Below are 26,253 nucleotides of genomic sequence, written 5' to 3' on the forward strand. Positions count from 1 at the left end.
ATAGTTGGTCCGCGCCTTGATCAGGCCAGGTTCCGCGCCGCCCTCAGGCGCGTCCAGCCGGGTGGTGCTCAAGATGTGGCGATAATGATGAGTGGGATAGATGTTGGCCTGGCGCAGCGACACGACCCGGTCGACCAGCATCTTGCGGCTGTCGCAGAAGATCGCCGAGATCGGCAGGCCGCGGTCGACATTCTCGCGCGCGATGATCTTGTAGACGCAGTCCTCGGTGAACAGCTCGGGCCATTCCTCGAGACGATCCTCGTCGATCAGCTCGGCATGACGCGCCACCAGATCCTCGACCTCACGGTGGAGATCGCCCGCTCCAGCTTCGCGCAAGCCCGGCCGTGCCAGCGTCTCGGTTGCCATCTCAGGCGGCCGCTTCGGGCGCGGTCAGCCGGATCGCGATCCAGCCGTCGTCGACCTCGACACTGTAGGTCTTGAGCGGGATCTGGCACGGGAACACCGTCGCGGCCCCGGTCGCAATGTCGAACGCACCGCCATGGAACGGGCACTCGATCGTGCCGCCGTCCTGATAGCCGTCGGTCAGCATCGCATTGCCGTGGGTGCAGATGTTGTCGGTGACATAATAAGTGCCCTCGACATCATAGACCGCAAACGGCGGCAGCCCCGCGACATGGGCAGCCACCGGCTCGCCCTCCTTCACCTCATCCACCCGGCACAGGCGAACCAGCTCGCTCATATCATCCTTCTCACAATATCCGCGGCAGGCGCCGGGGATCGACCCCGGCACCTGCCGTCCTCACACTTCAACGCTCGGTTAGAGCTCGATGTCCATCCCGTAGCCGGCAGCCTCGTTGCCGTGGCCGAAAATGTCACGGCTGTAATATTCCTGCTGCCCTTCCGCCTTCTTGGCGCCCCAGCCCAGCTCCCACAGCCAGCCCGACGGGTTGGCGCAGTAGAAGGTCAACGCCTCGTCGTTGGAATGCTTGCCCAGCTGCAGCGCAACGTCGATCTTGCGCTGGCGGATGATGTCGTGCGCGATCCCCAGGTCATCGAGGTTGGTATATTCGAGCATCAGATGGTTGATCCGCTTCTTCATCGGCCCAAGCCCGAACGCCACCGAATGCTGGCGACCGTTGACGTGCATGAAATAGGGCTTGGCGGTCATGCCGCCGGGAAGCGGAAGCTTGTACTCGACCGAGCCGGTGAGCCCGAGCAGCTCGTAAAAGCGCACCGCCGCCGGAATGTCGTCCTGGCGCAGGATGCAGTGGCCGATGCCTTCCGTGCCGGTCGTGAACTTGCCGAACATCGGCCGGCCCGGGTGGAACGCACGCCAGTTCTCGACCAGCGGGCCATAAAAGATCTCGGTCGGGTTGCCGCCCGGATCGACCGTCTTGGCCAGACCCAGCACCCGGCGCTCCTCGCACTCCTCCTCGGAGGCCACGCGAATGTCGAGGTTGTTGAGCCGCAGCTTCTCGACCAGCTCGTTGAACTCGCTCGGACCCGCAACCCGCCAGCCGATATAGGCCAGGTCATCGCCGCCATCGATGTGCAAGGTCAAACGATGATGCCACTTGTCCATCCGCAGATAAATGCGGTCGCCTTCGCCCTCGTCAACAATCTCCATGCCCACGATCGAGGCGGCATAATCCTTCCACGCATCAACGTTCGATATGGACAGACCCATATAACCCAGTTCGGTCACTTGCGACATTGCGCTCATCCTCTCTCAAGCTGCCCCGGCACCCCAGCCCGGCCATACCCCCGCGCCTTAATCCAACTCACCCCCAACCGCAACCGCCACAGGACAACGGATTGCACGTCGACAGCGGTGGCAGCTAACCGCGCCAAACCCTTGGAACAGCGCCAAAAGCCGTCAGCCGGCGGTCGCTGAAATGATGTCCGCGCACTTGGCGCTTGGCGTCCCGGAGCCTTGCCGATAAAAGCGGCGGGACGGCTTTGCTGTATTGTGTCCATAAGACAGTTGTGCGAATAGGCTCAAGAACATGTCCGAGCATAATTTTGAGCAGATGCGCCGCGCGATGGTCGCGAGCCAATTGCGGACCACCGGAGTCAATGATCCGCGCGTGCTGGCGGCGATGGGATCCGTGCCGCGCGAACGCTTCGTTCCGCCCGAGCGAGTTTCGATCGCTTACGCCGATGCGCTGGTGCCGCTCGGCGAGGGACGCCAACTCAATTCGCCGATGGCGCTCGGCAAATTGCTCACCGAAGCGGCGCCGCAGCCTGGGGAACGCACGATGGTGATCGGCGCGGCCACGGGCTATGCGGCGGCCGTGCTTGCACGGCTCGTCGGATCGGTCGTCGCGGTCGAGGAGGATGAAGCGCTTGCGGCGCGTGCCAAGGCGGCGCTTGCCGGCTCCGGAGTCACGGTGATCGAGGGGTCGCTCGTCGAAGGCTACAAGCAGGGTGCGCCTTATGATCTGATCCTGATCGATGGCGCCGTCGAGCATGTTCCCGGCACCCTAATCGATCAGCTGGCGGAGGGCGGGCGGCTTGCGTCCGGAGTGGTCGAGCAGGGGGTTCAGCGGCTCGCGATCGGGCGGCGAGCGGGCGAGGGCTTCGGCATGACCGCCTTTTCGGACGTCGCCGCCGCGGTCGTCCCCGGCTTCCTCAAACCGCGCGCCTTCAGTTTCTGAGCGGGGTCGAGTGCAGCCTTTGAGACAGCGGAGCAGGAAGATGAGGCGCCGCTGGCTTGCTGCGGCCGGATCGAGCGCATTCCTGATCGGCGGAGCGGCCGAGGCCGACACGCTGCGCGAAGCGCTGATCCAGACCTACAACACCAATCCGGTCATCACCGCGCAGCGTGCGCAGCTCCGTTCGGTGGACGAGAACGTTGCGCTCGCGCGCGCGGCCGCTCGCCCGCAATTTTTCGGAGTCGCCGGCTTCAACCAGGATCTGACCCGCACCGGCGGAGGCAATGGCAAGAATCTCAGCGCCGGCCTTGACATCAGCTACCCTTTGTTCACCGGCGGCGCGATACGCAACCAGATCGGCGCTGCGCAGGCGCGCGTCGCGGCGGGCCGCGCCGATTTGCGTGCGACCGAGGGGGATGTCTTCACCGAAGCGGTCGGCGCTTACATGGACGTGATCCGCGACCGCGCGATCGTCACCTTGAACAGCAACCAGGTGAAGGTGCTCGAGACCAATCTGCAGGCCAGCCGCGACCGCTTCGAGGTTGGGGACCTGACGCGCACCGACGTTGCCCAGTCCGAAGCGCGGCTTTCGCTCGCGCGCAGCAATCTCGCCATCGTCCAGGGGCAATTGACCGCGAGCGAGGAGAATTATCGCCGCGTCGTCGGCAAATTGCCCGGCGAGCTCGAACCGCCGCCGCCGCTTCCAGCGCTGCCCGCAACGCCCGAGCAGGCGGTGGACGTCGCGCTCGCCGGCAACCCCGATCTGACGGCGATCAGCCAGCAGACTCGCGCTGCCGCGCTCGAAGTCTCGGTCGCGCGCGCCGGGAGGCTGCCGACGGTGTCGGCGATCGCGAACGGCACCGTCGTCGATTATCTTGGCTCGGCCGACGAGCAATTCGGGGGCACGGGGGTCTCCAACACCCAGACCAGCACCGGTGTCGGCCTCCAGGCCCGCATCCCGCTCTACCAGGGCGGGTCGGTGAGTGCGCGCGTCCGTCAGTCGCAGGCGATCCAGAGCCAGTTCATCGAACAGGGCATTGCGGTGGAGCGCAGCGTCGTCGCTCAGACGCGCGCGGCTTTCTCAACCTACCAGGCGGCGCAGCTGGCGATTCGATCGAACCAGACCGCGGTCGATGCGAACCGCCTCGCGCTCGAGGGGACGCGCGCCGAGCAGGGGGTCGGCACGCGCAACGTGCTCGACGTGCTCAACGCCGAGCAGGAATTGCTCAACAGCCAGGTCGCGCTGGTGAGCGCTCGCCATGATGCCTATGTCGCGGGCTTCGCCCTGCTCAACGCGATGGGACAGGCCGAGATGGAAGATCTCAACCTCGACGGCGGCGCGCTGTACAACCCGATCGCCAATTACGAGCGGGTCTCGCGCCGCATGTCGGACTGGGGCGACGATCCGACCCCGCAACCGGTTGCGACCCGAACGGTTGAACCGGCAACGGCACCGATGCCGCCTGCGAAGAGACCGTGATACATTGGCCGTGACAGGCAGGTTCCAATAAGCGATAAGGCGCTCATTATGGGGGATATTAACCAGGACCCGTCGATGGAGGAGATATTGGCCTCCATCAAACGCGTGATCGCGGAGGATAATCGCTCCGCGTCGACGCGCCCCTCGCGGCGGCGGGGTGATCCGGAAATCGGCGCCGAAATCGACAGCGACGACGATTTGGACGACCAGGACGTCCTCGAGCTTGACGATCCGCTGACCGCGGACGGCGGCGACGAGCTGGTTTCGCCGAACGCGGCTGCCGCCAGCCGTCAGGCGCTCGCTGCGCTCGCCGCGGTGCACGAGCATGGCGATACGCTGCCGAACGTTGCCCACGGGCCGCTCGAGGCGGTGGTGCGCGACATGCTGCGGCCGATGCTCAAGGTGTGGCTCGACCAGCATCTTCCCGAACTGGTCGAGGAACTGGTGACCCGCGAGATCGCGCGCATCACCGGCAAGAACTTCTAAGCGGCTTCCAACCCGGTCTGCCCTGGCCTTGCGCGGGGGCTCGATACGCCGTCAGGCCGGTCTGCGTGCAGAACGCCGATTGCGCTTGGCCCGCCGCGCGCGCTTCGTCTAAGCGGCACACGCCATGACCGACTTGCCAAAGACCTTCGACCCCGCTGCGATCGAGACGCGCTGGTATGCGCATTGGGAGGAGGAGGGGCTGTTCCGCCCCGAGCGCCCGCAGGCCGAGCCGTTCACGATCGTGATCCCGCCGCCCAACGTCACCGGCAGCCTCCACATCGGCCATGCGCTCGACAATGTGCTGCAGGACATATTGATCCGCCACGCGCGTCTTCGGGGCAAGGACGCCTTGTGGGTGGTCGGCACCGACCATGCCGGTATCGCAACCCAGATGGTCGTCGAGCGCAACCTCGACGGGCAGGGCATCAAGCGCACCGACATGCCCCGCGAGGCGTTCGTCGATCATGTCTGGGAGTGGAAGGCGCAGTCCGGCGGCCAGATCACGCGCCAGCTGCGGCGCCTCGGCGCGTCCTGCGACTGGGCGCATGAGCGCTTCACGATGGACGAGGGCTTTTCGGCGGCGGTGATCAAGGTGTTCGTCACCCTCTATCGCGAGGGCCTGCTCTACCGCGACAAGAGGCTGGTCAACTGGGATCCCAAGCTCAAGACGGCGATCTCCGATCTCGAGGTCGAGACCCGCGAGGTCCAGGGAAAATTCTGGCACATCACTTATCCTCTCGCCGACGGCACCCGGTCGATCTCGGTGGCGACGACGCGGCCCGAGACGATGCTCGGCGACATGGCCGTCGCGGTTCATCCGGACGATCCGCGCTACAAGGATCTGATCGGCGCCAACGTGCGCCTGCCGGTGACGGGCCGGCTGGTGCCGATCGTCGCGGACGAGCATGCCGATCCGGAGCTTGGCTCGGGCGCGGTCAAGATCACGCCTGGCCACGATTTCAACGATTTCGAGGTCGGCAAGCGCGCCGGCTTCAGGCCCGCCGACATGCTCAACATGCTCGACGCGGAAGGCCGAGTCGTCCAGACCTCTGACGGGCTTGTCCCAGCCGACCTGCTTGGGCTCGACCGCTTCGAGGCGCGCAGGGCCGTCGAGGCGCTGCTCGAGGCGGAAGGGCTGATCGAGAAGGTCGAGGACAGAGTTATCCAGACTCCGTTCGGCGATCGCTCCGGCGTCGTCATCGAGCCGTGGCTGACCGACCAATGGTATGTCGATGCGGCGACGCTCGCCAAGCCGGCGATCGCGGCGGTGCGCGAGGGCGCGACCCGCTTCGTCCCCGAGACCTGGGCCAAAACCTATTTCAACTGGATGGAGAACATCCAGCCATGGTGCGTCTCGCGGCAATTGTGGTGGGGCCACCGCATCCCCGCCTGGTACGACGACAAGGGCAACGTGTTCGTCGCCGAGACCGAGGCCGAAGCGCAGGCGCAAGCGGGCGAAGGCGTGCCGTTGCGCCGCGACGACGACGTGCTCGACACCTGGTTCTCATCGGCCTTGTGGCCGTTCGGCACGCTCGGCTGGCCGGAGCGGACACCCGAGCTCGAGCGCCATTATCCGGGCTCGGTGCTGGTCACGGGCTTCGACATCATCTTCTTCTGGGTCGCCCGGATGATGATGCAGGGCATCCACTTCATGAACGATGTGCCGTTCCGCACCGTCTATTGCCACGGCCTCGTCCGCGACAAGGACGGGCAGAAGATGTCCAAGTCCAAGGGCAACACCGTCGATCCGATCGGCCTGATTGACCGTTACGGCGCCGATGCACTGCGCTTCACGCTCGCGGCGATGGAGAGCCAGGGCCGCGACATCAAGCTCGATGAGCGCCGGATCGAGGGCTATCGCAACTTCGCGACCAAGCTGTGGAATGCGGCGCGCTTCTGCCAATCGGGCGGGATCGGCGCGAGCAAGACGATCGAACCCCCCGCGGCGCAAGCGCCGGTCAATCGCTGGGTGATCGGCGAGACCGTCAGGACGGTCCAGGCGCTCGACCTCGCGATGGCCGATTTCAGGTTCGATGAAAGCGCCAACATCGTCTACCATTTCGTCTGGGACCGGTTCTGCGACTGGTATCTCGAGCTGATCAAGCCGGTGCTCACCCCCGCCGAGGGTGTGGAGACGGACGCCGCGCAGGCAAGCGAGACGCGTAATGTCGCCGGCTGGGTGTTCGACCAGATATTGGTGATGCTCCACCCGTTCATGCCCTTCATCACCGAGGAATTGTGGCATGCGATGGGCAAGCGGCCCTATGATCTGATCCTCGCGAAGTGGCCGATGCCCGACGCGCGTGCGCTCGATCCCGATGCGGTGGCCGAGATCGACTGGCTGATCCGGCTGGTCGGCGGCATCCGCACCGCCCGCTCAGAGCTCGGGGTTCCGCCCGGCACGCGGCTGGTCCTTCACGTCCGCGACGGCGGCGCCGAAACCGCGACCCGCCTCCAGCGCCACGAGGCGGCGGTGCAGCGGCTGGCGCGGATCGGCGCGATCAGCACCGAGCAGGCACCGGCCGGCGGCGCCGCGCAGGTCCTCGTCGACGAAGCCACCTTCATCCTGCCGCTGGACGGCGTGATCGACATCGCCGCCGAGCGCGGGCGGCTCGAAAAGGCGCTGCAGGCCGCGCAAAAGGAGCGCGACTCGCTCGCGCAGCGGCTCGGCAATCCGAGCTTCGTCGAGCGCGCTAAGCCGGAGGCGGTCGCCAAGGCCCGCGACGATCATCGCGACAAGAGTGCTGAAGCGGACCGGATCGAGGCCGCGCTGGCGCGGCTCGGCTGATGGCGGGCCGCTCCCGCCGGCAAGACCTGACCACTGGGCCGATCGCCCGCACCTTGCTGCTCTTCGCGCTGCCGACGCTCGGCTCGAGCGTGCTGCAGTCGCTCAACGGTTCGATCAACGCGATCTGGGTGGGCCGCTTCCTCGGCGAGGAGGCGCTTGCCGCGACCGCCAACGCCAACATCATCATGTTCATGCTGATGGCCTTCGTGTTCGGCTTCGGCATGGCCTCGACGATCCTGATCGGCCAGGCGTGCGGGCGCGGCGACGTCGAATCGGCGCGCCAGGTGATCGGCACCGCGACCGGATCGTTCGCGTTGATCGCGACACTGCTCGCCATCATCGGCTGGCTGCTGGCGCCTGAGATCCTGCGCCTGCTCGCCACTCCGGAGGGGGCAATGCCGCTCGCGCTGGCCTATATGCGCGTGATCTTCCTCTCGATGCCCGCTTCGTTGCTGATGGTGATGCTGATGATGGCGCTGCGGGGCGCGGGCGACGCGCTGACGCCATTGTGGTTCATGGCGTTGAGCGTGCTGCTCGATTCGACCCTCAACCCGGTCTTCATCCTCGGCCTCGGGCCGGCGCCGGAGCTCGGCATCGCGGGATCCGCGACCGCGACCGCGATCGCCAATTACGTCAGCCTCGTCGCGATGCTGGTCTATGTCTATGCGCGCAAGTTTCCGCTGCGGCTCCGCCGCGGTGACCTGCACCTGCTCAAGCCGGCATTGCCGCTGCTGCGGATGATCTTCGTCAAGGGCCTTCCGATGGGCCTGCAGATGATCGTCATCTCATCCTCGGCGCTGATGATGCTCGGTTTCGTCAACCAATATGGGGTGGTCACCACCGCCGCATATTCGGTGACGCAGCAGCTGTGGACCTATGTGCAGATGCCGGCGATGGCGGTCGGTGCCGCGGTGACGGCGATGGTCGCGCAGAATATCGGCGCCGGCAATTGGGACCGCGTCTCCCGGATCACGCGTTCGGGGGTGATCTTCAGCCTGCTGCTGACCGGGACCCTGGTTGTCCTGCTGACGATCGCGGATCGTCCGGCGCTCGAGCTGTTCCTCGGCGGCGACAGCCCGGCGCTGCCGATCGCGCGGCACATCCAGCTGATCGCGACCTGGGGCTTCGTCTGCTTCGGAGTGACGTTGGTGCTGTTCGGCACGGTGCGCGCGAACGGGCAGGTGCTCGGGCCGCTGATCATCCTGTTCATCTCCATGTATCCGGTGAGGCTCGGAGTCCTGTTCGCCACCGACCAATGGCTCGGCGCCGACGCATTGTGGCTGAGCTTCCCGATCGGCATGGTGGCGACGATGCTGATGGCGATCGGCCTCTATCTTCACGGCGGCTGGCGGCGCAGCCGGATGGCGCCGGCGCCGATCGACGAGCAGGAAGGGGTCGAGCTTGCGCAGGCGACCACCGAGCCAGGCGGCGCATTCAACCCACGCGGCTGACGCTTATAGGTCCGCCGGAACGACAACCTCGATCGCCCGCGCGGCGATCTCGACGGTCGCGGGCGTCTTGCCGCAGACTTCGCCGTCGATCGAGATCGCCAGCGGCGGATGGGTCGTGATGCGCAGCTTTCGCCCGCGAAAATCCCTGGTGTTCTCGCGGCGCGTGGGAAGCCTGGCGAGCATCGCGAGCCAGTTCCAGATCAGGATTCGGCGGGCGTGGCCGACGACCGCCTGGACGACGATGTCGCCGCTGTCGACGGTGGCGTCCTCAACGACTTCGACTCCGCCGACGAAGCGCCCGTTGGCGATGCGGACCTCGAGCGCGACGACCTCATGGGTGCTCCTGCCGTCATCGACGGTCAGGCGGAACGGCCTGAACCACAGCAGGCACCATGCTCCCCAGACGAGATAGGCGAAGCGGCCGAGATATTTCTTCAGCTTGTGCGGCACGCTGTCGCCGACCAGTGGCGACAATCCCATTGCGGCGGTGTTGGCGAAATAATCGCCGTCGATCACGCCGAGATCGATCCGCCGCCGCCGGCCGCTGACGATCGTCTCGATCGCGCCGTCGAGCTCGAGCGGTATGCCGAGCGTGCGCGCGAAGCTGTTGGCGGTGCCGAGCGGCAGCAAGGCGAACACGCAGTCACGATCCACCAGGAAATCGACGCTCGAGGAGAGTGAGCCGTCGCCGCCGCCGACGATCACCATCGGCGCTCCGCTGGCGACGGCATCCTGGACGATCTTGTGGAGCTGCGCAGGATCTTTCACCGCATGCGCGGCGATCAGCTTTACCCCGGCTGCCTCGATCTTGGCGCGCGCCTCGCGGAACAGCGCCTGGCCCTTGCGCGAATGTGCGTTGACGACGAGCACGGCTTCGCGCGGGACAGGTTTACTCGGATACACGCGCGCTCAACTCGCGAGCGGGCAGAGGTGTCCATGGTCCGTTTCCATAAGGCCTCAACCATATGAAGGGAGCCTGCTTCACGCCTTCGGCGGAAGCGCAAAGCGCTTCCACCTCAGAGGATCAAGCTCTAGAGCCGATCCGCTATGAGCCATGCTTCCTTTCCATCGCTCCGCATGCGCCGAGGCCGCGCCGCGGCCTGGTCGCGGGCGCTCGTCGCGGAGACGGCCCTGACGCCGTCCGATCTGATCTGGCCGTTGTTCGTCACCGAGGGAGAGCGGGTCGCGGAGCCGATCGCCTCGCTGCCTGGCGTTTCGCGCTGGTCGGTCGACCTGCTCGTCGAGCGGGCGCGCGAGGCGCATGCGCTCGCCATTCCGTGCATCGCCCTGTTTCCCAACACGCCGCCTGCGCTGCGCAGCGACGATGGCCGCGAGGCGCTCAATCCCGACAATCTGATGTGCCGCGCGATCAGGGCGGTGAAGGATGCGGTGCCGGAGATCGGCATCCTCACCGACGTCGCGCTCGATCCCTACACCAGCCACGGCCATGACGGCATCGTCGACGCCGCCGGCTACGTCCTCAACGACGCGACCAGCGCGTTGCTGGTCGAGCAGGCTTTGGTCCAGGCGCGCGCCGGAAGCGACGTCATCGCACCGTCCGACATGATGGACGGGCGGGTCGCCGCGATCCGTGATGCGCTCGAGCGCGAGGGCCATGTCAATGTGCGGATCATGGCCTATGCCGCCAAATATGCGAGCGCCTTCTACGGCCCGTTCCGCGATGCCGTCGGATCGCGCGGCCTGCTCAAGGGCGACAAGCGCAGCTATCAGATGGATCCCGCCAATTCCGACGAGGCGCTTCGCGAGGTCGCGCTCGACCTCGCCGAGGGCGCCGATTGGGTGATGGTCAAGCCGGGATTGCCCTATCTCGACATCGTGCGGCGCGTGAAGGAACGCTTCGAAGTGCCTGTGTTCGCGTACCAGGTCTCGGGCGAATATGCGATGATCGAGGCGGCGGCCGCGGCTGGCGCCGGCGAGCGCGACGCGCTGGTGCTCGAGACATTGCTGGCGTTCAAGCGGGCGGGATGTTCGGGCATATTGACCTATCATGCTCCGCTCGCCGCGCGGTTGCTGAGTGCCTGAAGCCGCGGCCGCCGCTGCCCGCGAACGATTTGCCAAGCCGCTGTTCGTCGGGACGATCGTCCTCGGCTCGTTCCTGCTGTTCCTGACCCAGCCGATGATCGCCCGGATGGCGCTGCCGCGGGTCGGCGGTGCGCCGGCGGTGTGGAACAGCGCCATGCTGGTCTATCAGGCGCTGCTGCTCGGCGGCTATGCCTATGCGCATTGGCTGGCGCGTCTCGAGCCGCGTCGCCAGGCGGGGCTGCACCTTGCCTTGTTCGCCATCACCGCGCTGTGGCTGCCGATCGGGCTTCGCCCGATGCTGCTCCCGCCCGAGGCGTCGCCGGCGCTGTGGGTGCCCTGGCTGCTGCTGAGCTCGATCGGTCCGTTGTTCCTGGTCGTTGCGGCCCAGGCGCCGCTGATGCAGCGCTGGTATGCGCTCGAAAGCGCACGAGGCGAGCCCTATCCGCTCTACGCGGCGTCGAACCTCGGCAGCTTCGCCGGGCTGATCTCCTATCCGGCGATCGTCGAGCCGCTGCTGACCTTGCACGGCCAGAGCCTGCTGTGGACAGGTGGCTATGCTTTGCTCATCCTGCTGGTGGCGGGCTGCGCGCTCGTCACCAAGGGGCGGCCGGCCGACACCAGGCCGACCGTCACGGCTGCCTCGCAGCGGAGCGCCCCGCCGAGCCGGCGCCGCATCGCCGCCTGGGTCGCGTTGGCGGCGGTCCCGTCCGGGCTGATGCTTTCCACCACCACCCATCTCACCACCGACATCGTCGCCGTGCCCTTGCTGTGGGTGCTTCCGCTCGGCCTCTATCTGCTGAGCTTCGTCGTCGCATTCGCGGAGCGGCGCGGGATCGCCCTGTTCATCACCCAGATCGCGCCGCTGATCATCCTGATCAGCGGCGGCCTCGCCTTCGCCAGCGGCTCGCAACATCCTTTGTTCTCGGCGACTTTGGGGCTCAGCCTGCTGTTCGTGGTCGCGGTCACCTTGCACGGCGAGATGTACCGGCTGCGTCCGGCTGCCGATCGGCTGACCTTCTTCTATCTGGCCATGGCGGTGGGCGGGATGCTCGGCGGCATCTTCTGCGCTTTGATCGCGCCCGCGATTTTCGACTGGGCGTACGAGCATCCGCTGCTGATCCTGGCTGCCGCCATGCTCATCCCGCAGGTGCCGCTGTTGCCCTGGTTCGAGCGCATCTGGGAGTCGCGGGCGGGACGCTGGCTCGGCTTCATCATTCCCGCCGTGGCGATTGCGCTGTCGGTTGCGATGAACGGGCCGCGCGCCTTCCTCTCGGACGACGCCGAACTCGCCGCGAGCATCGCGATCGGCCTGCTCGCGGTGTTCAGCATCGGCCGGCGCCTGGTCTACACCTTGTGCCTTGCGGCCTTGATGCTGGGTTATGGCGGCTGGTGGAAGCTGGAGGTGACGCTCGATTGGGACACGCGCACGCGCAGCTATTTTGGCATCTACGAGATCACCCGCAATCACGAAAAGACGGCGACGGTGCTGACCCACGGCACGACGATGCACGGGATGCAGCATCTCAGCCCGGCGTTGCGGCTGGAGCCGACCACTTATTATGCGCCGCGCTCGGGGGTCGGAGTGGTGATGCGCTCCGGGATGACCTTGTACGGCCCGGATGCGCGCATCGGCGTGGTCGGGCTCGGGACGGGCACCTTGGCTTGCTATGCGGTGCCGGGGCAGCAGTGGAGCTTCTTCGAGATCGATCCGAAAATGGTCCAGATCGCGACCAGGAGCGGTCACTTCAGTTTCGTGCCGAGCTGCGCGCCGCGCGCGCGCATCGTGCTTGGCGATGCGCGGCTCAGCCTCGCGCGCCAGCCGCCGGCGAAGCTCGACATCCTCGCGCTCGACGCTTTTTCCTCGGATGCCGTGCCGATGCATCTGCTGACGCGCGAAGCATTCGCGATCTACGCCCGGGCGCTGCAGCCGGGCGGGCTGCTGCTGGTCCACATCTCCAACCGCTACATCGATCTCGCGCCGGTCGTCGCCGCCGCCGCCCGAGCGGGCGGCTGGACGGCGCTGCAGCTCGACTACCAGCCGAGCGACGCCGAGGCGCAGCGGCTCGCGACTGCCTCGACGTGGATCGCGATGTCGCGCGACGGCGCGGCGATCGACCGAATGGTCTCCGCCGGCCCGCCCGGGACGTTTTGGTTTGAGCTCGCGCCGCGCCGGGGCTTCGCGGGCTGGAGCGACGATTATGCGACGATCCTGCCCCTGCTCAAGCGGGAGGGGCTGGCACCGTTTGGCCGCTGACCCTAATCGAGGAGGAATGATGCTGAGCTTTGGTGGAATCAGTCCGCGGGTCGACCCGAGCGCCTTCGTCGCGCCCAATGCGCAGGTGATCGGCAATGTCGAGATCGGGCCGCAGGCGAGCATCTGGTACGGCTGCGTGGTGCGCGGCGACCTCAATCTGATTAGCATCGGCGCCCGCAGCAACATCCAGGACGGCAGCGTCATCCATGTCGACAGCCCGAAGCCGGAGGGAAGGGCGGGACATCCGACCGTGATCGGCGACGATGTGCTGATCGGCCATATGGCGATGATCCACGGCTGCATCCTGCGCGACCGGGCGTTCGTCGGGCTTGGCGCGATCGTGATGGACGGCTGCGAGATGGAAAGCGATTCGATGCTCGCCGCCGGTGCGATGCTCACCCCCGGCAAGAAGATCCTCGCGCGCCAGCTCTGGGCCGGCCGCCCGGCGAAATATGTCCGCGACCTCAGCGACGAGGAGCTTGCCGGCCACCGCCAGGCGATCGCCATCTATGTCGATCTCGCCCAGCGACATCGCGGCGAGATTGATAAGGCTAGTCCTCAAGGCGCGCGCTGAGCCGCGCCAATTCCTCATTCTGCGCAGCGACCAACGCTCTGATCTGCTCGGCTGCCGCTGTGATTGCTGCCGCATCCGCCTCGGTCGGTGGCGCGCCGCTGCCGTTGCGCTCGCGCACCAGCGCGTCGAGGTCGCCTTGCGCCGTGACGCTGGGCGAGCGCGCCGCCTCGAGCCGAGACAGTGCCAGCTGCGCCTCGATCCAGCTCTCGGACCGTGGCGCTCCGGCGCGCGCGATGGCGCCTTCGGCCGAAACGAGCGCGGCACCGAACGCCTGCTGGCCCTGGCGCGCGTCGGCGACAAGCCGGCTGAGCCGCGCCGTAAGCGCTGCATCGGCGGCAGGCGGCGCGGGCTCGGCGGCGGCTTGATCGCCCTGCGCAGGGGTGGCTGCGGCCCGCTCTGCCGCGCGCGGCGCCAGCGAGGGGAAGGATCCCGATGGCGCGCAGCCGCCGAGCAGGGCAGGGGAGAGGAGCAGCGCCAGCATCGGCCGTTTGGGAATAAGCATCCTGATCTCCTATGCGCGCGCAACGGCCCTCGCAACGGGGTTGCGCCCCGCAGACCTACCGCTTATGTCGCAGCCTTCCGCGCGCCCGTAGCTCAGCTGGATAGAGCACCAGACTACGAATCTGGGGGCCGGAGGTTCGAATCCTTCCGGGCGCGCCAAAATTTTTCGCCAGGCTTCGATGAGCCGGACCGTCGAACGCGCGGACACACCAAAGTGGATGCGGTGCACGCGCGCATGATCGGAGCCGGAGCAAGGCAACCATCTGGCGTCTTCCTCATTCTGTCTCTAACAGGGCGCAGAGTTTAGTGCCTTCATCGTTCGAGGAACGAGAGGCAATTTAGGAGACCGGATCATGGCAACGAGCCCGCAAAGCCCGCAACTTCTTTGGCCGCACGCCGGCAACCAGGTGCCCAAGGAGGCCTTCACCCGCGAGGATATCTGGCAGGCCGAGCTCGAGCGCATCTTCCACGGCCCCGAATGGCACGCGATCGCGCATGAGAGCGAAGTCCCGAATCCGGGCGATTACAAGACCATCAACCACGCCGGCGTTCCGTTGCTGCTCGCGCGCGGTCAGGATGGCGTGGTGCGGGTGTTCTACAATAGCTGCTCGCACCGCGGGAACCAGGTCGAGACCGCGCCGATGGGCAACAAGAAGGAGTTCGAGTGCCCCTATCACCGCTGGCTGTTCAGCACCGAGGGCAAGCTGATCGGCTGCTCGAACGAGCGTGAGTTCTCGCCCGGCTTCGACCGCAAGGATTATCCGCTCGCCCAGCCGCGGATGGAAATGTACCTCGGCCTGATCTTCATCACGATGTCGCCCGACACCGAGTCGCTCGACGAATTCATCGGCGACCTCAAGCCGACGCTCGCGACCTTGATGGGCGGCGACGGACGCCTGAAGCTGCTCGGCTACCAGAAGGTGCGCTACGACACCAATTGGAAGGCCTATACCGACAACGACGGCTATCATGCGCCATTGCTCCACCAGGCGTTCAGCCTGCTCAATTGGCAGGGCGCGAGCGGTCGCCAATATACGGCGACCAAGCGCGGCCATATTGGCTTCGAGGCCGGCCTGTCGGTGGCGAGCCAGCAGACCGTGCTCAAGGACCCGTCGCTGATCGAATACAGGGGCAGCAGCCACGCTATCGGGTCGCGGCTGGTCAACATGTTCCCGACCTTTGTCGCGACCAAGCACCTCGATGTGATCAATCTCCGGTTCGCCACCGCGCTTGGGCTCGAGAAGGTCGAGGTCCATTATGCATATTTCGCGCATGCCGACGACGACGAGGAGATGGTGAACCACCGCCTGCGGCAGAGCTCGAACCTGCTCGGCCCGTGCGGGCTGATCAGCATGGAGGATGCCTCGATCTTCCATCGCATGCACATCGGCAACAAGACGCCGGGAGTCGCGACCTTCCAGAAGGGGGTCAAGGACGCGAACGAGATCCCGACCGAGATGACGCAGAACGACGAGACCGGTCAGCTCCCGCGCTGGGAATATTATCGCGAGATCATGGGCTTCGAGCGCGGGAACGCCTGATTTCTGCTCGCCCCTGATTTAGGGGTTCGTTTCCGCCGCCTGTCCGCGCTTGTCCCGGACGGGCGGCGGCGCAATTTCGCGCTCGATGATCGCTCGTTCGGCACGCGGGACACCGCAGATCATTTTTACGCCCTTTTTACCCTCGCCCCCTAACCGCAGTACGGGGGGAATGCCGAATGCTGCGTGTCTATTCTTGTATCGTCCATGAGCATGACCTCGGGCTGGTTGTCGTCGCCGGCTTCATCTGCCTTCTCGCCTCGCTGACCTCCTTCGCAATTCTCGAGCGCGTCCGCATGGGCGGCGCGCGCAAATTGACCTGGCTGCTGCTCGCCGGCTTCGTCGCCGGAACCGGTATCTGGTCGACCCATTTCGTCGCGATGCTGGCCTACCAGCCCAATCTGCCGATCGGATATGATCTCAACCGCACATTGCTGTCGGTCGCGATCGCGATCCTGATCACCGGCGCGGGCTGGTTTGTCGCGACGCGACCGGCGCGCTGGATGGCGCTGCCGGCCGGCACCATCATCGGTGCCGGCATCGCGACGATGCACTATATCGGCATGACGGCGATGAACGTCGGCGGCCGCCTGGTTTGGGACGAGACGATCGTTTGGATGTCGGTTGCCGTCGGCATCGCCTTCAGCACGGCCGCAGTCGCCATGGAGAGGCGCCTTTCGTTGCCATTCACGTGGCGACCGGCCTTGTTGTTCACGCTTGCGATCTGCGGCCTCCATTTCATCGCGATGGGCGCGGCATCGATCTATCCCGACCCGCGGATCGCGGTTCCCGACGAGGCGATCAGCAGCGCGACGCTTGCCGTGATCGTGGTGGCGGTGGCGCTTTTGATCATGACGATCAGCTTCGCGGTGGTCGTGCTCGATCGCCAGCTCGCGCGAAACGCCGCCGAGGAGGCGCATCGCCTGCGCACGTTCGCCAATGCGGCGGTCGAGGGGCTGGTCGTGATCGACGGCGAACGGATCATCGACGCCAATCTAAGCTTCCTTGGCCTTGTCGGCATGCCATCGGATGCGATGGCTGGGAAAGGGCTCGCCGAGCTTTTCCCCGAGTTCAAACCGCAAACTTCTTCGGCTGCCAACGATCCCGCCGCCATCGAGACGCGGCTGCTCAGGGCGGACGGATCGAGCTGCGACGTCGAAGTCCTGCTCCGCCACCTTGACTGGGGCGGCTCCGATCTGCGCGTGCTTGTGGTGCGCGACATCACCGATCGCAAGGAAGCGGCGGCGCGGATCGCGCACCTCGCCTTCCACGATGCGTTGACGGGACTTCCCAATCGTTCGGTCTTCGCCAGCAGTCTTGCTGCGATCGCCGACAAGGCCGCGAGCGACGCGGAGCCGGTCGCCGTGCTGTGCATCAATCTCGACCGCTTCAAGGCGGTCAACGACATTTACGGGCATGCGGCAGGCGACGGATTGCTCGTCGCGGTCGCGCAGCGCCTGCATGCGACGGCAGGCGATGCCGGGCTGGTAGCCCGCCTCGGCGGCGACGAATTTGCGGTGATCCAGATCGGCGGTACGCAGCCGGGCCACGCCGGCGCGCTCGCCGAACGGTTGCTGAATTCGCTCGACCGGGCGTTCGCGATCGACGGGCAGGATCTCCGCATCAGCGCGAGCATCGGCGTTGCGGTTTTCCCAGCCGACGCTCAGACTCCGACGGAGCTGATCAAATATGCCGATCTTGCGCTCCACCGCGCCAAGGCCGAGGGCCGCGGCACGGTATGTTTCTACGAGGCCGCGATGGATCAGGCGTTGCGCGAGCGGCGGCAGCTCGATTCCGATCTGCGCCGCGCGATCGCCGATGACGAACTCTCGATCCACTATCAGCCGATGGTCGATCTCGAACATGGCCGTGTGCTCGGTTTCGAGGCGTTACTGCGCTGGAGGCACCGGCAGCTCGGTGACATCGGGCCGGCGACCTTCATCCCGCTTGCCGAAGAGAGCGGTTACATCGTCGAGCTTGGCGCCTGGGTGCTGCGCAAGGCCTGCGCGGAGGCGGCGCAATGGAAGCCCCCCCTCAAGCTTTCGGTCAATCTGTCGCCGATCCAGTTCATGCAGGACGATCTGGCGCAGGAGATCGAGGCGGTTCTCGCCGAGACCGGGCTCGAGCCTTCGCGCCTCGACCTCGAGATCACCGAGGGACTGCTGATCAAGGAGCCGGAGCGCGCGATCGCGATCCTGCAGCGGCTGAAGAAGCTCGGCGTCCAGATCTCGATGGACGATTTCGGCACCGGCTATTCCTCGCTCAGCTACTTCCGCACCTTCCCGTTCGACAAGGTCAAGATCGACCAGAGCTTCATCCGCGACATGATCGACAACAAACAGGCACGCGCGATCGTTCGATCGGTGATCGGGCTTGGCCGCGGGCTCGGCATGCCGGTCGTCGCCGAAGGCGTCGAGACCGCCGAGCAGCTCGACGCGCTCCGCCTCGAAGGCTGCGATCAGGTGCAAGGCTATCTGATCAGCCGGCCCAGCCCGATCTCTTATTTCGAGCGGGTGGTGATCGACCGAGACGTCACCGCGCTGCTTCCAGCGCGGAGCATCAACGCACGCAAATAAGGGCCGGCGTTACGGCTGGCCGCTGCATTCGCTTCGTTACGAGCGGACCAGCGCGATACGGGCGTTCAGCACCATCTCCTCGCCCGGTGCGAGCACGCGCAGCCCGAGCGAAGGCCAGAGCTCTTCGGGCTCGTTGAGCGCGGCGTTGGCGTGGGTCACCGGCTCTGCGACAAACAACCCGCCTTCGGCCGGCGAATAGACCTGGAAATAGCTGGAGTCCGGCGAGGACAGGATGATGTCCGCTCGCTCGCCCGGCCTGCGGATGCGCGCTTCGCCGGACCAGCCGCCGAAGCCATTGTCGAGCTGCTGGCCGCAGATCGGCCGGTCGACAAGATCGTAGCGGCCCCTCGCCGGCAGCCGCTCGACCGGAAGCACCTGATCGTCGATCGTCCAGACTTCCATGACCCTGGTGTCGAGCCGCGTCGACGACGAGCATGGGAAATAGGGATGCTGGCCAAGACCGCACGGCATCACTTCGTCGGCAAGATTGCGGCAGCTGAGGCGCAGATCGAGGCACCGCTCATCAAGGCGGAAATGCTGGCGCGCCTCATAGGCCCACGGCCATTCGCCCGGCGCATGGCGGTAAAGCAGCTCCGCTTCGTCGCTGGACTGATGCGTTATCTCCCACGGCGCCTGCCAGCCATCGCCATGGAGCGGGCTGGGATCGCCCGCCATGTTCGGCCGGATGCGCACCTCGCGCCCACGAAAGGTGAAGCGGCCGTTCCGGATGCGGTTGCAATAGGGCACCAGCGGAAAGCTGCCGGCGTCTAGCGCATTCGCCGGGAGGCCATCGGCGCCGCGCAGGATCGGCGCCCATTCGCCAGCCGCGGTGCGACCTTCGAAGCGGGCGATGCTTCCGCCGATCGCCGGCGCCAGCCAGAGCGCCAATGAGTCCGTCGCCAGACGAACGAGCTGCTGATCAATCATACTGTTGCCTTCACGCCACGATTTTCGCCGTTTCATTCAGCCATCGGAAATTTCGCTGTGGGTAACTCACGTTAGGCCTTGCTTCACGATTCCGGCGCAAGGTAGTTAACGCCCGAGTGCGGGAGGGGTTGTTTGATGAGTAGGAAGGTAAAAGAGTTCGTCGAGATAAGGGACTATAGGTCGCTCGATGTACTGATTGAGAAATTGATCGAGGTCCGCGACAGCCTGCCGGCCGACGCGGGGGCCCAGGTCAGGATGAACGGCGACGACGTGTTCGGCCGCCAGCTTTCCATCGCTTACTTCCGTCCACAGACCGCCGAAGAGGCAGCATGCGACGCGCGCTACGCCGAAGCCTATCGGCAATCGCGCGCTCAGGAAGCCCCGGCCGAGAGCGATCGCAGCCTGCGCCGACTTCGCGCGGCCTGACTTTCCTTTCGCCTGAGCCTGGCCTTTCGCCTGAGCCTGGCCTTTCGCCTGAGCCCGGCGCGCCTCGCCGCGGGCCGGCAGCGATCTCACCATTCAGCGAAGCTGCCGTCCTGGTTGCGCCATATCGGGTTGCGCCAGCGGTGCCGATCCTTGTCGGCTTCGCGCACGGCAGCTTCGTCGACGATCACGCCGAGCCCCGGTCCCTCCGGGATCGGCAGGAAGCCGTCGATCGGGCTCAGCACCGCCTTGTCGGTAACGAAATTGAGCAAATCGTGGCCGACATTGTAATGGATGCCGAGCGACATTTCCTGGATCGCGACATTGGGCGCGCAGGCGGCGAGCTGCAGGCAGGCGGCGAGCGCGAGCGGGCCGAGCGGGCAGTGCGGCGCGACCGCGACGTCGTAAGCCTCCGCCATCGCGGCGATCTTGCGGCATTCGCTGAGGCCGCCGGCGTGGCTGAGATCGGGCTGGATGATGTCGACCGTTCCCGATGCCAGGAACGGCTTGAAGTCCCAGCGTGAATAAAGCCGCTCGCCGAGCGCGATCGGCGTGCTGACGAGCTGCGCGATCTGTGCGAGCCCCTCGTGGTTCTCCGACAGCAAAGGCTCCTCGATGAACAGCAAGCCCAAAGGCTCGAGGACCTTGGCGAGCTGCTTGGCCAGAGGGCGGTGGACTCGGCCGTGGAAGTCGAGCCCGACGTCCATCCCTTGCGCCTGCGCGGCCTGGACCCGCTCGGCGACCTCGTCGAACAATTTGGGCGTGCCGATCCAATCGAGCTCGGCCGTCGCGTTCATCTTGACCGCCGAGAAGCCTTGTTCCTTTCGCGCACGCGCCGCGTCGCCGATCTCGTTGGGGCGGTCGCCGCCGATCCAGGCATAAGCGCGGATCTTGTCGCGAACCTTACCGCCGAGCATCTGCCAGGCAGGAAGGCCGGCCGCCTTGCCCTTGAGGTCCCACAAAGCCTGGTCGAGCCCCGAAAGCGCGGACATGAGCACTGCCCCGCCGCGATAGAAGCCGCCGCGATAGGCGATCTGCCAGATATCCTCGATCCGCAGCGGATCGTGGCCGATGAAGCGGTCTCTCAGCGCCTCGAACGCACCGTCGACGGCTTCGGCATGGCCCTCGAGGCTCGCCTCGCCCCAGCCGACCGCGCCGTCGTCCGTCTCGACCCGCACGAACAGCCAGCGCGGCGGAACATAGAAGGTTTCGATCCGGTCGATTTTCATTGGCTCTCCTGCTCCTCGCCGGCATCCGGCCGGCCTCTCGCCTGCTTCACGCCTGCTTCACGGGCCAAGCTCGCCCGAGGAAGCCTGCGCCTCCTGGTGGCGGTGCAGCCTCGCGGCGTCTTCCTGCTGGTCGCGCTCCTGGGCGCCGCCGGCGCGGGACGGCGGGACGATCGGCACGACCAGGCAGACGCTCTGCGCCGGAAGCACGTCGCGCCAGTCGGCGATCAGTTTCTTATAGGCCTTGCCGACCGGCCTGATGTTGCGATCGAGATCGTAGAGGCCGAGCGGATTGACGTTGCCGTTCTGCTCGCGAAGCGCGGTGTCCCAATCGACCTGGTCGGTGAGCGAATACCAGGTGAAGCCCACCGTCGGGATGCCGATGTTGCGCAGGCGAAGCACGTTCGCCCATTCCTTCCACAGCCAGTGGACCGCTTCCTGCCCGGTGGGGCCCTCGCGCAAATTGGTCTCGGTGTGCATCACCGGCAGTCGGTAGCGATTATAATATTGGCGGGTGATCTCGCTGTAGCCGAACACCTCGCCCGACGCCTCGGTATGGCCGTCGGCGAACACGCGATGCTCGTTGGTCATGTAATAATCGTTGCCGAGGATGCAGTTCTGCTTGAGCCGGTGGTGGAGGAAGAAATGATATTCCTCCTTGGTCATGCCGTTATCGAAGAGATATTCGTACATCTCGGAATCGACGCGGCGGCCATAATTGAGATCGAGCGACAGGAAGCGCCTCGAGTTCATGATCTCGGCGGGCCCGATCGCCGCGGGGCTGTCGGCGTGGAAATATTCCGATGACTCGCTCTGGATGAAGATCGCGTCGGGACGCCGCTTCAATATCTCGACCATCGCCAGGACGTTGGCCTTGACGATGTTCTTGAGCGCGGTGACGAACGCGCGATCGGTCCGCATCTGCTCGTTCCACCAGCCGTATTTGGCCGAGAAGACCGCGCAGATGAACATCTCGTTGACCGGCGTGTAGAGTTGGACCCACGGATAGCGATCGGCGAACGCCGCCGCATAGGTCGCGAATTGCGGCGCGAAATCGAGGTTCTGGAAATTGCCGAGCCAGTCCGGCAGGCCAAAATGGCATAGATCGACGATCGGGGTGATATCGCGCCGCTTCAGATCGTTGAACGTGAGATCGGCGAATTCCCAATCATATTTGCCGGGGCCGAGAAAGGTGCGGTGGATCGGCGGCCCATAGCGCAGGAAATGGATGCCGAGCTCCTCGACGAGGTCGAAATCCTCCCGCCACCGCTCATAATGGCCGCAGACCTCCATCTGGTCGACCCGCGTGCGGCCGTTGTTGATCATCGGGATGCTGTTCTCGATCCCGGTGCAGAACATGAAGTTAGCGATAAAAGCCTCCCGCGAACGCTGCTTCACTCCGTGCCCCGCTCTCGGAGCGACCCCTCCCGGCCGATAGTGTCAGCCCCGTCATAAAGAGCCGATCGGGATAAGGTTGCATCGCCATGCGCCTTTTCCGCGAGTTTGTCCGTGCGATGCTGCGCGGACGGTACGCGCAAGCGGCGTGCAATTCGAAACGCCTGCGCCGATAAAGAGGCGGCCGATGCGACCGCGGCGCGCTTGGCGCGTTACGGCGCAGGACAAGAGAGAATGGGATGCGCTGGGCTGAAGGTTTCATTGCGGTCGACTGGGGGACAACCAACCGGCGCGGCTATCTGATCGGCAGCGATGGCAGCCTCGAGCAGGAAATGGAGGATGATCAAGGCATCCTCTCGGTCCCGCCCGAGGGATTTCCAAGCGCGGTGGCGGAGCTTCGCGCGCGTCTCGGCGATCGGCCGTTGTTGATGGCGGGGATGATCGGCTCGAACCGCGGTTGGGTCGAGGCGCGCTATGTGCCGACGCCGGCGGGCCTCGACGATCTTGCCCATCAGCTGACCTGGGCCGAGCCCGGCTTTGCCGCGATCATCCCCGGCGTGTCGCATTCGACGCCCGACCGCGCGGACGTGATGCGCGGCGAGGAGGTGCAGATCCTGGGCGCGGTCGCAACCGGGATGGTCAGCGATCATGCGATGGTCTGCCATCCCGGCACGCACAACAAATGGGCGAGCGTGATCGGCGGGCGGATCGCATCGTTCCGCACGGTGATGACGGGCGAGCTGTTCAACCTGCTCAAGGAGCACAGCATCCTTGCCGATCTGCTGTCGCACCCGGCTGTGGCGGACTCGTCGTTCGAGCTCGGGGTCGAGCACGGCCTCGCGCACGACGATCTGACCTCGGAGCTGTTCGCGATCAGGGCGCGGACCCTGCTCGGCCGGGCGCCGGCGGAGCAGGCCGCTTCCTATACGAGCGGCCTTTTGATCGGCAATGATCTGCGCATCGGCCTTCGCGCCGCCCCGGTCGGCGAGATCATCGTGATGGGCCGGCCGGAGCTGACCCGCCTGTTCGCGGTCGCGCTGAAGGTCGCCGGACGCGAGGCCCGCGAGATCGACGGCGAAGAGGCGTTCCTGGCCGGAGTGAGGAAATTGGCGGAGCTTATCCGATGACCGCGTTCGACCAGTTCAAATCCTATCTGTCGCACTGTCCGCTGATCGCGATCATCCGTGGAGTGACGCCCGACGAAGCCGAGATGATCGGCGAGGCGCTGTTCTCCGCCGGCATCCGGATCATCGAGGTGCCGCTCAATTCGCCCGAGCCGATCGAAAGCATTCGCCGGCTTTCCCGCGCGCTCGGCGAACGCGCGCTGATCGGTGCGGGCACCGTCCTGGAGCCGGCGCAGGTGGCCGAGGTCGCCGGCGCCGGCGGCCGGCTGATCGTCGCGCCCAACGTCCATACGCCGGTGATCGAGGCCACCGTCGCGGCTGGCCTGGTCTCGGCGCCGGGCTATTTCACCCCGTCTGAAGCGTTCGACGCGCTGCGGGCGGGGGCGCATTGCCTCAAGCTATTTCCCGCCGAGGCGGCCTCGCCTGCGGTCGTCAAGGCGCAACGCGCGGTGATCCCGAAGACCGTGCCGTTGCTGATCGTCGGCGGCGTTCGCCCCGCCAATATGAAGGCCTATCTGGATGCCGGCGCGGACGGGTTCGGCCTCGGCTCCGGCGTCTACCGCCCTGGCCAGTCGGCCGGCGAAGTCGGGACGCAGGCACGGACCTATGTCGACGGCCTGGCCGAGGGATCGGGCGCCTGAGCTGATGGTCCCGCTTCGCATCGCCATCATCGGCTTCGGCAAGATCGCGGCGGATCAGCACGTCCCGGCGATCGCCGCCAATCCGCGCTTCCAGCTGGTGGCCGCCGCGAGCCGCAATATCGTCCCGCAGCCGGGATTGGCGACCTACGCCGACTATCGCGACTTGCTCGCCGCCGAGCAGCTCGATGCGGTGGCGGTCTGCACGCCGCCGTCCGCCCGCTACGAGATCGCGCGCGACTGCATCGAGGCGGGGTTTCACACCTTGCTCGAAAAGCCCCCCGGAGTGACATTGGGCGAGGTCGAGATCCTTCGCCGCCTCGCCGCGGCGCGCGAGGTGACGTTGTTCACGACCTGGCACGCGCAATATAATCCGGCCGTGACTGCCGCGGCGCACGCGCTCGCCGGGCGGCGCATCGCCACGATGCGGATCGTCTGGAAGGAAGACGTGCGCAAATGGCATCCGGGCCAGGAGTGGATCTGGAGCCCCGGCGGATTCGGCGTGTTCGATCCGGGCATCAACGCCTTCTCGATCGCGACCAGCATTTTCCCGGGGCCGCTCGCAGTCAAAGCGGCTGAGCTCTTCTTCCCGGAGAACAGGCAGGCGCCGATCGCGGCCGAAATCAGCCTTGTCAGCCCCGCGGCGGACGGCGTGCTCAGCGCATCGTTCGACTGGCGGCACAGCGGCGGCGAAGCCTGGACGATCGAGATCGGCACCGCCGATGGCGAGGAGATCGCGCTGCTCGACGGCGGCTCGCGCCTGCTCGTCGGCGGCGAGGAGCAGGCAGGGCAGGGGCCGGGCGAATATCCGGCGATCTACGAACGGTTCGTCGACCTGATCGACGAGCGGCGCTCGCTGGTCGACGTCGATCCGTTGCGGCTCGCCGCCGACAGCTTTCTTGCCGGTAGCCGGACCGTGGTCGAGCCGTTCGAGGGATGATCGGAAGGACGAAAAGAGGCTTCTATGTTCCCGCGGCAGCCCGGCACGCCGCCACCACACGCTCGAACACGGCCGGGTGGAGCGGGCGCACGAATTCGCACCCGGCGTGATGCCGGCGCACCCAGGCGACTCGCGCCTGCCATGCCTCGAGGCCGGGCAGTTTGAGCCAGATCATGCTGTGGGGTTGAAGATAGAGGTGGCTGTCGATCTTGACGCCGGTTGGCGAGAGATCGATCACGTCGACATTGGCTCGGTCGGAACCGCCGCGGTAGCCGGCCGTCATTCGCACCATCTTGCGGTCGCTACCGCGGGGTTTCCTGTCGATGGCGCCGGTCAATTCGGCGGCGATCCTCATAGCCATGCTCCATTCGCGCAGACTGCGTCTAACCAATCGACGCTAAGCATCGGTAAACATGTGGGTTGCGGCAGCGTTTCCGAAGAAAGCGGCTACCGCCTCCGTGCAGCTCGTAGCGTGTGGCGCGTTGATGTGGCGGGGAATAGACGTCATAGGGCCGCAAGCTGGAAGGGTGCGCGATGACCGAGATTGAATGGTGGGAGTTCGATTCCGCGGAGAAATTGGCCGAGCAGGCGGCAGGCGACATCGGCTTCGTCGTCGAAAGCGCGCTCGAGGCCCATGGCGGGGCGCGGCTCGCGCTTCCCGGCAGCGCCGCGATCGATCTCATCGCCAAGCAGCTTCTCAGGAACAAGCTCGACTGGAGCAAGGTCACCGTGGTGCCGACCGACGATCGGCTGGTCATGCTCGACGACCCGCTCAGCCGGTTCGGGCATCTGGAGTCGCTTTTTGCCGGCTCGGGCGCAGAACTCGTCTCGCTGGTCGATGAAGCGGCGCTCGGCGACCATGGGGAAGCCGGGCGGCTCGCAGATGCTCGTCTGGCGAGGCTGGATGGGCCGCTCGATCTGGTCTGCCTGCTGATGGATGAAGAAGGCCACGTCGCGGGCCTGCTGCCCGGTCCGGACCTCGAGCGGGCGCTTTCCGGCCCGCGCGAACGGCGCGCGGTCGGCGTGCGCGCGGATGCCGCCTCAGGTGAGCCCGCGGCTGAACGGGTGACTTTGACCGCGGCCGCCTTGGCCTCGGCACGGGCAGTGATGGTCGTGCTCCACGGCGACGAGAATAAGCAAAGGCTCGAGCGCGCGATCGAGGATGGGCCCTTGTCCAAGAGCCCGGTCGGACGGCTGCTCGCCGACCTCGAGACTCCGGTCGACATCTTCTGGAGCGCTGAATGACCCTGTCTGTTCGGCGGCGGACGATCGCC

Annotated in this window: 24 protein-coding genes and 1 tRNA gene; 16 read left to right on the forward strand and 9 right to left on the reverse strand. The window is 66.1% G+C overall.

The window, feature by feature from the left end; all coding sequences use genetic code 11:
- From V6M48_RS03240 to V6M48_RS03250, 3 genes are all read right to left on the reverse strand, one after another.
- Positions 1-366, reverse strand: a 366-nt coding sequence (locus tag V6M48_RS03240) for an aromatic-ring-hydroxylating dioxygenase subunit beta (RefSeq protein ID WP_332811088.1), incomplete at its 3' end; no start/stop codon positions are given.
- Between the two features lies 1 nt (position 367).
- The gene (locus V6M48_RS03245; protein ID WP_332811089.1) at positions 368-700 is read right to left on the reverse strand and encodes a non-heme iron oxygenase ferredoxin subunit; all 333 of its coding nucleotides are present in this window, start codon (positions 698-700) and stop codon (positions 368-370) included.
- A gap of 78 nt (positions 701-778) precedes the next feature.
- Complete coding sequence (locus V6M48_RS03250) at positions 779-1,675, reverse strand: VOC family protein (RefSeq protein WP_332811090.1); 897 nt, start codon at positions 1,673-1,675, stop codon at positions 779-781.
- Positions 1,676-1,967: 292 nt separating this feature from the next.
- On the opposite strand from V6M48_RS03250, the gene V6M48_RS03255 reads away from it, so the two are divergent.
- The 5 genes from V6M48_RS03255 to V6M48_RS03275 all read left to right on the forward strand — a co-directional run bounded on the left by V6M48_RS03255 (position 1,968) and on the right by V6M48_RS03275 (position 8,820).
- On the forward strand, positions 1,968-2,618 hold the full coding sequence (locus tag V6M48_RS03255; protein WP_332811091.1) for a protein-L-isoaspartate O-methyltransferase family protein: 651 nt from the start codon (positions 1,968-1,970) through the stop codon (positions 2,616-2,618).
- Positions 2,619-2,658: 40 nt separating this feature from the next.
- A complete protein-coding gene (locus tag V6M48_RS03260; protein ID WP_332811092.1) occupies positions 2,659-4,095 on the forward strand; it encodes a TolC family outer membrane protein in 1,437 nt (478 codons plus the stop codon).
- A 48-nt stretch (positions 4,096-4,143) separates the two neighbouring features.
- Complete coding sequence (locus tag V6M48_RS03265; protein WP_332811093.1) at positions 4,144-4,581, forward strand: DUF2497 domain-containing protein; 438 nt, start codon at positions 4,144-4,146, stop codon at positions 4,579-4,581.
- 124 nt (positions 4,582-4,705) lie between these two features.
- Positions 4,706-7,369, forward strand: a complete 2,664-nt coding sequence (locus V6M48_RS03270) for a valine--tRNA ligase (RefSeq protein ID WP_332811094.1) — start codon at positions 4,706-4,708, stop codon at positions 7,367-7,369.
- Positions 7,369-8,820 carry an MATE family efflux transporter gene (locus V6M48_RS03275; RefSeq protein WP_332811095.1) on the forward strand — a complete coding sequence of 484 codons (1,452 nt, stop codon included), beginning with the start codon at positions 7,369-7,371 and terminating at the stop codon, positions 8,818-8,820. Before V6M48_RS03270 ends, V6M48_RS03275 begins: the two co-directional genes overlap by 1 nt.
- Before the next feature lie 3 nt (positions 8,821-8,823).
- Here the strand turns inward: V6M48_RS03275 and V6M48_RS03280 are convergent, their stop codons facing one another.
- Positions 8,824-9,723 carry a diacylglycerol/lipid kinase family protein gene (locus V6M48_RS03280; RefSeq protein ID WP_332811096.1) on the reverse strand — a complete coding sequence of 300 codons (900 nt, stop codon included), beginning with the start codon at positions 9,721-9,723 and terminating at the stop codon, positions 8,824-8,826.
- Positions 9,724-9,867: 144 nt separating this feature from the next.
- On the opposite strand from V6M48_RS03280, the gene hemB reads away from it, so the two are divergent.
- The 3 genes from hemB to V6M48_RS03295 are packed head-to-tail and all read left to right on the forward strand — an operon-like array spanning position 9,868 to position 13,691.
- Positions 9,868-10,863: a porphobilinogen synthase gene (hemB, locus tag V6M48_RS03285; RefSeq protein ID WP_332811097.1), complete on the forward strand. Its 996-nt coding sequence runs from the start codon at positions 9,868-9,870 to the stop codon at positions 10,861-10,863.
- Positions 10,856-13,117, forward strand: a complete 2,262-nt coding sequence (locus tag V6M48_RS03290) for a spermidine synthase (protein ID WP_332811098.1) — start codon at positions 10,856-10,858, stop codon at positions 13,115-13,117. Before hemB ends, V6M48_RS03290 begins: the two co-directional genes overlap by 8 nt.
- A 19-nt stretch (positions 13,118-13,136) precedes the next feature.
- Entirely contained in the window at positions 13,137-13,691 is a 555-nt protein-coding gene (locus tag V6M48_RS03295) for a gamma carbonic anhydrase family protein (protein ID WP_332811099.1), read from the forward strand.
- Here V6M48_RS03295 and V6M48_RS03300 read toward each other — a convergent pair.
- The gene (locus V6M48_RS03300; protein WP_332811100.1) at positions 13,669-14,193 is read right to left on the reverse strand and encodes a hypothetical protein; all 525 of its coding nucleotides are present in this window, start codon (positions 14,191-14,193) and stop codon (positions 13,669-13,671) included. The genes V6M48_RS03295 and V6M48_RS03300 overlap by 23 nt on opposite strands.
- Positions 14,194-14,274: 81 nt before the next feature.
- On the opposite strand from V6M48_RS03300, the gene V6M48_RS03305 reads away from it, so the two are divergent.
- The 3 genes from V6M48_RS03305 (at position 14,275) to V6M48_RS03315 (ending at position 18,306) form a co-directional block, all read left to right on the forward strand.
- Positions 14,275-14,351, forward strand: a tRNA-Arg gene (locus tag V6M48_RS03305).
- A 194-nt stretch (positions 14,352-14,545) separates the two neighbouring features.
- The gene (locus V6M48_RS03310; protein WP_332811101.1) at positions 14,546-15,733 is read left to right on the forward strand and encodes an aromatic ring-hydroxylating oxygenase subunit alpha; all 1,188 of its coding nucleotides are present in this window, start codon (positions 14,546-14,548) and stop codon (positions 15,731-15,733) included.
- Between the two features lie 176 nt (positions 15,734-15,909).
- The gene (locus tag V6M48_RS03315; protein WP_332811102.1) at positions 15,910-18,306 is read left to right on the forward strand and encodes an EAL domain-containing protein; all 2,397 of its coding nucleotides are present in this window, start codon (positions 15,910-15,912) and stop codon (positions 18,304-18,306) included.
- Positions 18,307-18,342: 36 nt separating this feature from the next.
- On the opposite strand, the gene V6M48_RS03320 is transcribed toward V6M48_RS03315, so the two are convergent.
- On the reverse strand, positions 18,343-19,233 hold the full coding sequence (locus tag V6M48_RS03320; RefSeq protein WP_332811103.1) for an aldose 1-epimerase: 891 nt from the start codon (positions 19,231-19,233) through the stop codon (positions 18,343-18,345).
- Positions 19,234-19,368: 135 nt separating this feature from the next.
- Between V6M48_RS03320 and V6M48_RS03325 the strand changes: the two genes are divergently transcribed.
- Positions 19,369-19,659, forward strand: a complete 291-nt coding sequence (locus V6M48_RS03325) for a hypothetical protein (RefSeq protein WP_332811104.1) — start codon at positions 19,369-19,371, stop codon at positions 19,657-19,659.
- 86 nt (positions 19,660-19,745) lie between these two features.
- Here V6M48_RS03325 and dgoD read toward each other — a convergent pair whose 3' ends face one another.
- Positions 19,746-20,885 carry a galactonate dehydratase gene (gene dgoD / locus V6M48_RS03330; RefSeq protein WP_332811105.1) on the reverse strand — a complete coding sequence of 380 codons (1,140 nt, stop codon included), beginning with the start codon at positions 20,883-20,885 and terminating at the stop codon, positions 19,746-19,748.
- A gap of 57 nt (positions 20,886-20,942) precedes the next feature.
- On the reverse strand, positions 20,943-22,280 hold the full coding sequence (locus V6M48_RS03335) for a family 1 glycosylhydrolase (RefSeq protein ID WP_332811106.1): 1,338 nt from the start codon (positions 22,278-22,280) through the stop codon (positions 20,943-20,945).
- A gap of 236 nt (positions 22,281-22,516) precedes the next feature.
- On the opposite strand from V6M48_RS03335, the gene V6M48_RS03340 reads away from it, so the two are divergent.
- The 3 genes from V6M48_RS03340 to V6M48_RS03350 are packed head-to-tail and all read left to right on the forward strand — an operon-like array spanning position 22,517 to position 24,979.
- Positions 22,517-23,404 (forward strand): 2-dehydro-3-deoxygalactonokinase, encoded by an 888-nt coding sequence (locus tag V6M48_RS03340; RefSeq protein ID WP_332811107.1) that lies wholly within the window; start codon positions 22,517-22,519, stop codon positions 23,402-23,404.
- A complete protein-coding gene (locus V6M48_RS03345; RefSeq protein WP_332811108.1) occupies positions 23,401-24,042 on the forward strand; it encodes a 2-dehydro-3-deoxy-6-phosphogalactonate aldolase in 642 nt (213 codons plus the stop codon). Before V6M48_RS03340 ends, V6M48_RS03345 begins: the two co-directional genes overlap by 4 nt.
- Positions 24,043-24,046: 4 nt before the next feature.
- Positions 24,047-24,979, forward strand: coding sequence for a Gfo/Idh/MocA family protein (locus V6M48_RS03350; protein ID WP_332811109.1), 933 nt, complete (start codon positions 24,047-24,049; stop codon positions 24,977-24,979).
- 22 nt (positions 24,980-25,001) lie between these two features.
- Here V6M48_RS03350 and V6M48_RS03355 read toward each other — a convergent pair whose 3' ends face one another.
- Positions 25,002-25,334: a PilZ domain-containing protein gene (locus V6M48_RS03355; protein ID WP_332811110.1), complete on the reverse strand. Its 333-nt coding sequence runs from the start codon at positions 25,332-25,334 to the stop codon at positions 25,002-25,004.
- 179 nt (positions 25,335-25,513) lie between these two features.
- On the opposite strand from V6M48_RS03355, the gene V6M48_RS03360 reads away from it, so the two are divergent.
- Positions 25,514-26,224 carry a 6-phosphogluconolactonase gene (locus V6M48_RS03360; protein ID WP_332811111.1) on the forward strand — a complete coding sequence of 237 codons (711 nt, stop codon included), beginning with the start codon at positions 25,514-25,516 and terminating at the stop codon, positions 26,222-26,224.
- Positions 26,225-26,253: the final 29 nt, after the last annotated feature.

Source organism: Sphingomonas sp. (assembly GCF_036677245.1).
GTDB lineage: Bacteria > Pseudomonadota > Alphaproteobacteria > Sphingomonadales > Sphingomonadaceae > Allosphingosinicella.